Origin of the sequence: Streptomyces sp. (genome assembly GCF_031181555.1) — a bacterium.
GTDB lineage: Bacteria > Actinomycetota > Actinomycetes > Streptomycetales > Streptomycetaceae > Streptomyces > Streptomyces fimbriatus.
The window spans coordinates 1-8,048 of sequence record NZ_JAPSKQ010000228.1 but is presented as its reverse complement, the minus strand read 5'-3'; the positions used below and the strand labels follow the sequence as shown (position 1 = coordinate 8,048).

6 protein-coding genes are annotated in these 8,048 nt (G+C 70.2%); all 6 read right to left on the bottom strand.

All coding sequences use genetic code 11. The annotated features are described in order from the left end of the window. Positions 1 to 336 precede the first annotated feature (336 nt). The 6 genes from RIM90_RS29020 to RIM90_RS28995 all read right to left on the bottom strand — a co-directional run bounded on the left by RIM90_RS29020 (position 337) and on the right by RIM90_RS28995 (position 7,667). Positions 337 to 2,247, bottom strand: a complete 1,911-nt coding sequence (locus RIM90_RS29020) for a hypothetical protein (RefSeq protein WP_309063726.1) — start codon at positions 2,245 to 2,247, stop codon at positions 337 to 339. Positions 2,248 to 2,428: 181 nt separating this feature from the next. Continuing rightward, entirely contained in the window at positions 2,429 to 3,502 is a 1,074-nt protein-coding gene (locus RIM90_RS29015; protein ID WP_309063725.1) for a glycosidase, read from the bottom strand. Further along, the gene (locus RIM90_RS29010) at positions 3,499 to 4,338 is read right to left on the bottom strand and encodes a carbohydrate ABC transporter permease (protein WP_309063724.1); all 840 of its coding nucleotides are present in this window, start codon (positions 4,336 to 4,338) and stop codon (positions 3,499 to 3,501) included. The genes RIM90_RS29015 and RIM90_RS29010 overlap by 4 nt, the downstream gene beginning before the upstream one ends. After that, a complete protein-coding gene (locus RIM90_RS29005) occupies positions 4,335 to 5,315 on the bottom strand; it encodes a sugar ABC transporter permease (protein WP_309063723.1) in 981 nt (326 codons plus the stop codon). The genes RIM90_RS29010 and RIM90_RS29005 overlap by 4 nt, the downstream gene beginning before the upstream one ends. 1 nt (position 5,316) lies before the next feature. Continuing rightward, positions 5,317 to 6,606, bottom strand: coding sequence for an extracellular solute-binding protein (locus tag RIM90_RS29000; RefSeq protein WP_309063722.1), 1,290 nt, complete (start codon positions 6,604 to 6,606; stop codon positions 5,317 to 5,319). 26 nt (positions 6,607 to 6,632) lie between these two features. Continuing rightward, positions 6,633 to 7,667: a LacI family DNA-binding transcriptional regulator gene (locus tag RIM90_RS28995; RefSeq protein WP_309063721.1), complete on the bottom strand. Its 1,035-nt coding sequence runs from the start codon at positions 7,665 to 7,667 to the stop codon at positions 6,633 to 6,635. Positions 7,668 to 8,048 lie beyond the last annotated feature (381 nt).

Here is an 8,048-nt window from a genome sequence, read left to right as displayed (position 1 = left end):
GCACGGCGGTGACGAACTGGCCGTCGAAGCGCGGGTCGCGCGAGTCGATCGCGCGGTACCGCTCCTCGAAGGTCATCGCCGTGGTCATGCCACCAGCCTGACACGACCCGTCGACGTCCGCTCGCGGAAATCGGACACGGCTGTGGGCGGGCGAGTCGCCGCCTCACGCCTGCGGACTTCGGACACAGCGCTGCGGTTGCCGCCCCGTCGCCAGCGCGCAACTCAGGCAGAACCGGTTGCCGCCGGCACCGGGGGCAGCGCGGAGATCGGATCTGCCTGAGTTATGCGAAAGGGATGCGCACGACGCGCGAAGCGGCGCGCCGGGCGCTGCCGTCGTCACCCGACGATGATCGCGAACCCTCCGCTCGGGAGCACGATGCGCCGCTCACCGGTGATGTCCCGGCGATGGACGACGTCACCACCGGCGTCGTACACCGTGAGCGTCGTCTTCTCCCCCGCTGTGCCGACCCGGACCGGTTGCGGCACCGCGGCGCTGGAGTGGACGAGCTGCGTCGTGCCGCCCTCGCCCGTGAGAACGAGACGCGACTCGACCGGCCGGACGAGGAGGGCGTCCAGCATGAGCGAGCCCGACGTCACGTCGACGCGCACGCGTTCCCGGTTCGCGAGCACCGGCGCTTGCAGCGACCACGGCAGCAGCACGCCCGGAGCCGGCGAGATGCCCTGGTCCGGGCCGTGCGCCCGCAGGAGTCCGAGCGGCATCCGTTCCGCCGTCCACAGCGACGAGCTCGTCGCGCCGGGATCGGTCCACACGACCGGCTCGATCCACCGGCGCGTGTCGTCCTCACCGAGGTCGAACACTGCGTGCTCGCCGCGCGCCAGCGTGAGGGCGTCGCCCGACCAGCTCGACTCCCCCGTCCACGACGTCGGAGTCGACACCGTGCCGTCGGTCTCGGCCGCCGTCTCGGCTTCCGCCACGCGGAGGCCATCGCGCTCGGCGATGGTCGCGACCGACGTGGCACGCTCGCCGAGGCCGGGACGCGCGTCCAGTGCGAGCATCGTGAGCAGGCCGTGGATGGTGCTCTCGGCGCCGCTGTTGCGGTTCACCGAGCCGTCCGGCTGCAGCCCGTCGTAGGTGACCCCGGTGCCCGGGTCGTACATCACCGCTCCGGAGCGGTTCGCCCCGAAGTACCACGCCGCCTGCATCGCCGCCAGATCTTCGAACCCCTGCGACCCCGAGGCATCGGCGACCGCCAGCAGCGACTGGACGCGGGAGTCTGCGCCGTAGGCGATCTGCACCCTGTCCGTCGGGCTGGGGAACCATCCGTTGTCGGGGCCCCCGGCGGTCAGCAGCGTCGGCGTGAACACCGCGGCGTCCTCCACCGCGGGTTCGGCAAGCGCCGGCTCGTCCAGGGCGACCGATGCTGCGGCCAGCGCAGCCGGCATCTGCGACGCCCACGCATGCCACATGCTGCGCGACTGCGCCCACGGCAGGATGGCGCCGTACGGCCACGACTGGACGTCGCCGGCGGACATCGCGGCGATGCCCTCGGCGAGCATGCGAAGGGCTTCCGTCGCCCCCTCGTCGTCCGGGCGGGCCGTTACCCGGGCGGCGAGGCCCAGGACAGCCTCGGCCGACGCATCCGCGCCGTCGACGATCAGCCAGGCCGGCACGCGCATCCCGTCGCTCTCGGTCCACTCCCCGTAGCGCGTCAGCACCTGACGGTCGATGGCGTCGACGGCGAGCGCGAGGCGGTCTTCGAGGAAGCCCGCGAAGTCCGGATCGGCGTCCGCGAAGGCCGCGTACCCTTCACCGAACGCCCAGATCGTGCGCGCGAGCCAGTAGCTCGGCCCGGAGTCGGACGGGTCGGGCAGCTCCACGGGCTCCGCCGACGGATTGAGCGTGCCGTCCGGCTGCATCCAGAGGACGACGTTGCCGGCGTTCGGACCGTCCGCGGTCTGCAGGTACGCCAGCGCACGCAGCAGTTCGTACGCCGTCTGCCTGCTGGCGTCGTCGCCGGTCTGCTGCCAGTGCCGCACGTACACGACGGCGGCGCGGGAGACGTCGTCGGCGTTGAACGCGCCCTGCCCCCAGTGCCCCGTCGCCGGGTCGAGCGGGCCGCCGCCGACCCGCTCGAACGTTCCGCCGTCCCGCGCATCGGCGTACGTCCACGGCATGACGAGCGTCGGCTCCTCCGCCAGTCGATACGTGGTGTGCCCCTCGATACCCGGTGGCGGCGTCACGTGGTCGAGGAGGAAGTTCAGGTGGGCGAGGTTCGTCAGCGGCACAGCCGCGACCGATCGACCGGGGGCGGTGCCCGCGGCAGCATCCTGAGCGGATGCCGTCGCGGGCGCCGCCAGCCCGATGGTGAGGGCGAGTGCGGCTCCGGCCACGGCCGGAACGCGCGCACCCCGTCGTGCGAGCGGAAACATGCGGATCCTTCTGTCGTGCGGCCTGGCGGCCGCGGTGTCAGGCGGTGTCGTCGGTGCGCTCGAGGAGAGCGACGCCGATCTTGGAGTCGGCCATCCCGTAGAAGACGAACAGACGTCCGTCGATCTGCTCGATGGCCGTGGGGAAGACGACGTTGGGCACGATCCCGCTGCGCTCGTCGTCGGTCTCGGGTGCGAGCAGGGGCTCGGGCGTGCGCGCGAGCACGGTGCTCGGATCCGCGGCGTCCAGGAGCAGGGCGCCGGCGGCGTAGTTGACGCGCTGCTGCTGCGCGAACGCGCTGTCGATCACGCCCGTGACACCGTGGTGCAGCACCAGCCAGCCCTCGGGGACGCGCAGCGGCGGCGGGCCGCCGCCGATCTTGACCTCCTCGAACGCGAACGCGGGGCCGGCGACGAAGCGATGCTGCTCCCACAGGACGAGGTTGCGGATGTCGTCGCGCACCGCGTCCAGCGGCACGTAGCTGATCCAGATCGACTGGCGCGCATCGGTCACGCCCGCCGGCAGCCGCACGCCCTGACCGGGCTTGGTTTCGCCGAGGTCCCACATCGGGCGGTGCAGCACCGCGAGCGCCTCGACGCCGTCGGGCGCCGTGACCGGCTCGGGGAAGAACACCGTGTCCTTGTTGTGGAACAGGTTGAGGTCCATGTCGAGCTCGTCCTCGTAACGGAACAGCACCGGGCCCAGTCGGCGCCACTCGCGGAGGTCCTCGGAGACGGCGAGGGCGGTGCGCGGTCCCAGAGGCCCGTATGCCACGTACGTCATGACATGGAGTCCAAGTGTGTCGATCCACGTCGTTCTGGGATCCTCGACACCGGCGTTCCCCACGCCGCGCTCCCAGCCGCGGTCGGGCTCCAGCACGACGCCCTCGCGCTCGACGCCGGTCGGGATCCCCTCCTCCACGACCACCCGGGCAAGCCCCACGCGCGAGACGTTGCCCTCGGCGACCAAGCGCGGGAGCAGATACAGCTCCCCGTCCGGTCCGCGCCCGGAGGCTGGATTGAGCACCCCCTCGGCCTCGAGGGGGTCGCCGGGCTGGGGCGTCATGACGACGCCGACACGGCGCAGTCGGTAGGGGATCTCGGGCATGGTCATCCTTTCACTCCGGATCCGAGGTCGTTGGTCGTGAAGTACCGCTGGAACACGATGAACAGCGTCACGGCGGGGACCGCGAGCACGACCGCGCCGGCCATCATCGCGCCGAAGGGGTTCGAGGTGGATGCGGCGATGTTCGAGATGAAGTTCGCCAGTGACACCGCGAGCGGCTGCATCGAGGCCTCCTTCGTGATGAGGAAGGGCCACAGGAATTCGTTCCACGGACCGATGAAGGTCAGCAGCACGGCCGTGAGAAGCGCAGGGCGCACCAGTGGCAGGGCGACGCTCCACAGCAGTCGGAACTCGCCGGCACCATCGATGCGTGCCGCGGAGAACAGGTCCGGCGGCAGCTGCAGGAAGTACTGCCGGAAGATGATCACCGCGGTGGAATTGATGAAGAACGGCAGGATCATCCCCATGTAGGTGTCCGACAGTCCGTAGTCCCGCGCGATCATCACGTACAGGGGGATCATCAGCAGCTGGAAGGGGATCACCTGCACCAGCAGCGCCAGCGCGAATGTCGCGCTGCGGCCACGCCACTGCAGCACGGCGAGCGCATAGCCGGCCAGCACCCCGAAGACGACGGTGCCCAGCAGCACGCCGCCGGTGAAGATGCCGGAGTTCAGCAGTCCCTGGAGCAGGTTGATCCGCTCGTTGATGGCGGCGTAATTGTCGCCGGTGAGATTCGCCGGGTCGGGGAACGCCCCCGCGGGCGTCGGATCGACGTCGGTCTGCAGCGACCCGACGACCATGTAGTAGAAGGGGAACAGGAATGCGATGGCGCCGAGGCTCAGCACGACGTACAGCGCGACCTTGCTGCCGAGGGCTCGTCTCATGACTCGTCGCCTCCCACGAGCTTGCGTTGGATCGCCGCCAGGATCAGCACGAACACGATGAGGATGACGCCGATGGCGGCCGCGACATCCGGGTTCCCCTGCTCGATGCCGCGCTGGTAGATCAGCAGCACCGGGGATGTCGAGGCCCCGTTGGGTCCACCGCCGCCGGTCAGCAGATACGGCTCGGTGAAGAGGTTCGCCCCGGTGATGGTGGACAGCAGTACGACCAGGAGCGTCGCCGGCCGCACCCCCGGAACCGTCACCGAGAAGAACTGCCGAACACGGCCGCCGCCGTCCACCGCCACCGACTCGTACAGCTCCTTCGGGACGTTCTGCAGCGCGGCGAGGTAGAGCAGGATGTAGAACCCCAGCCCCTTCCACGTGACGAAGAGGGCGATGGTCGGCATCGCGAGGGAGCTGTTGACGAGCCACGACGGGTCCGGTGCCAGCGGTCCCAACACATTGTTGACCAGGCCGTTGCGGGCGAAGAGGAACAGCCACACCGACACCACCGCGACGGATGCCGTCACGTACGGCAGGTAGTAGCTCACGCGGAAGAACGTGCGCGCGTGGACGATGCGGTCAAGCGCCGTGGCGAGCACGATCGAGAGGATGACGGTGAGGGGGACGTTGATGAGGAGGAAGATCCCCACGTTGCCGAACGCCTGCCACACGTCAGGGTCGGTGAGCACCGTCACGTAGTTGTCGAAGCCGACGAACGGCCGGTCGACCTCGGCGCCGGGAGCGGCGAAGAAGTAGTCCTGGAACGACATCCACACCGCGAAGACGATCGGCCATGCGAACACCACGACGACGAAGGCGAGATACGGCGCCGAGAACAGGATGCCGAGAGGCTGGGCGCCGAGGATCCGCCTGCGCCGCCGGGACGTGGCGGCATCCCCTCCCGCGGCCGGGCCCGCGGGCCGGCCCGGGTCGCCCCCGGTCCGGCCCGCGGAGGCCGCGACATCCGTGGTCATGTCAGCTTCCCGCGGCGAGCTCGCCGATCCGGGCGGCGGTGTCGCTGAGGAACTCGTCGACGGGGACCTCGCCGAAGATCACGGACTCGGAATAGCCGTCGCGGAAGGCCTGCCAGATCTCCACCGAGTTCTGCACGTTGGGCACCTCGACCGTGCGCGATGCCTGGTCGCCGAACTGCTGATACGCCGGATTGGCCTCGAAGTAGTCAGAGTAGGTGTCGGTCAGGTTCTGGCGGAGCGGCATCTGCCCGGTCTCCTCCAGCCAGATCCCGTCCTGCTCCTCGCTGGTGGCGAACTTCAGGACGTCCCATGCGGTGGCCTTGTTCTCGCACGCGGTGTAGAGGCCGACGTTCTTCGCGTCACTGAAGGTCCATGTCTCGTCGGGAGCCGTGCCGTCCTGCGTCGGCACGGGAACGGCGCCCCAGTCGACGTCCTCGCCGTACACCGAGATCGCCCACGGCCCGACGATCGCCATCGCGGCGTAGCCGTCGGCGAACGCGTCGCCTTGGTACTGCTCCTGGCCGGCGAGCTGCTCTTCGTAGAGGGTGCGCCAGAACTCTGCGACGGCCCGACCGTCCTCGCTGTCGAACGTCGCCGCACCGTCTTCGACAAGCAGTGTGCCACCCGTCTGAGCGGCGTACAGCGGGTAGAAGTCGAACCACGACTGGAAGAACTCGCTCGTGGGAGCCGGGTTGATCGCATACTGCGCGACTCCGGCCTGCTTGAGCGTGCGCGCCGTGGCGAGGAACTCGTCGTACGTCCCGAGCGGCGGGTTCTCGGGGTCGAGGCCCGCCTGGGCGAACATCGCCTTGTTGTAGAAGATCATCACCGGATTGGACTTCCACGGCATCTGGTAGAAGCCGCCGTCCTCGGAGCGGTACTGCTCGGCGATGTCGCCACTGCGCTGCGTGATGTAGTCCTCGCCGTCTTCGAACTCGGACAGGTTGACCAGGCCCCCCTGCTTCTGGAACTGGGGCACCGCGGCGGGCGAGGTGTTGAAGATCAGGCAGGGCGCGTTGCCGGCGGTGATGGCGGCGCCGATGACCTCTTCGCTGGATGCTCCCGCGGGGATCTCCTGCGCCTTGATCTGCTCATCCGGGTGCTCGGCGTTCCACGCCTCCACCATCTGCTCGCCCCAGGCGATCTCGGCCTCGTTGTTGGAGTACCAGATGGTGATGTCGCCGCGGCTGTCCATGCCGTCGCCCGCTGAGCCGCCTCCGCCTCCGCCGCATGCGGTGAGTGTGAGAGCTCCGGCCGCGGCGGCTGCCGCGAGAATGATGCGTCGTCGCATTATCTGCTCCTTGTTCGGTCGCGGCGTCAGCCGCGGGGGTGGTCGGGGGCGGGCCCCGTGGACTCGCGCACGACGAGGGTCGGCTCGGCGAGATGGATGTGCGATTCGGGCGCGCCCGACAGGGTGTCCAGCAGCGCTTGCGCGGCCGCGCGGCCCCACGCCCGCGCGTCGGTCGCGACGGAGGTGAGAGCCGGGTGCAGGTGTCTGCCCAGGTCGGTGTCGTCGAAGCCGGTGATGGAGAGGTCGTCGGGCACCCGCAGCCCGAGACGCTGAGCGACACCCAGGCCCGCCACCGCCATGTGGTCGTTCGAGTACACGATCGCCGTCGGGCGGTCTTCGGCGGCGAGCAGCCGGCGGGTCGCCTCGGCTCCCTCGGCGGCGCTGAAGTCGGTCGCCACGACGATCGGCTCGAGGCCGGCCTCGGCTGCGCTCGACGAGAACGCGTCCGACCGGCGTTGACCGTGCAGCATGGTGGACGGCCCAGCCACGTGGGCGATACGGCGATGCCCGAGTCGCGCGAGGTGCTCCACGGCCCGGCGGATGCCCGCCCCGTCGTCGACCGAGACGGAGGAGAAAGGGCTGTCCACGTCCGGTCGGCCCAGAGTGACGGCGGCCAGCCCCAGTCCCTGGACCAGCGCGATCCGCTCGTCGCCGGCTCGCAGGTCCGTGAGGACGACCCCGTCGACGCGGCGGTCGCCGGCCAGACTCCGGTACGTCGCCGCCTCCTGCCGGCCCGGTGTCGCGACAGCAAGGACCAGGACCTGACCCGACGTCGCGAAGACATCCTCCAGACCCGCGATCAGCGAGTGGAAGAACGGGTCGGCCGCGATGACGTCCGTGCTTCGGCCGACGACGAGTCCGCACGCGAAGGAGCGGCCGGTGCTCAGCGAGCGCGCGCGCAGGTTGGGCGTCCATCCCAGGTCGCTTGCCGCTTCGAGGATCCGCCGGCGGGTGTCAGGCGCGACTCCCGGACGGTCGTTCAACGCGAAGGAGACCAGGCCTTTGCTCACGCCGGCCCGGCGCGCCACATCGGCGATCGTCGGCGGAGGCGTCTGTGCCATCGCGTGCTCCCAATCGGATCTAAACCGGTTCAAACCTAAAGCGGTTTAGTCGGCGGCGCAACCCCCTCCGGAACGTGGCTGCGGGAGGCACCGGGCGCCGCGGTGCGCGCACAACTCAGGCGGAACACGTCGCAGGCGGCCTCGCGGCGCCCCGCAGCCGGAATCCGCCTGAGTTGCGCGCAGGGGACGCGGAGGATGAACGCGCAGCGCCGGCGGCCCGAGGCCACCGGCGCGTGCGCGTCCGAGGACGGCGCTCAGTGGAAGAAGTGGCGCTCCCCGGTGAAGAACATCGTCACGCCGGCGGCCTGCGCGGCGGCGATCACCTCGTCGTCGCGCACGGATCCGCCGGGCTGGACGATCGCGCTGACGCCCGCGTCGATG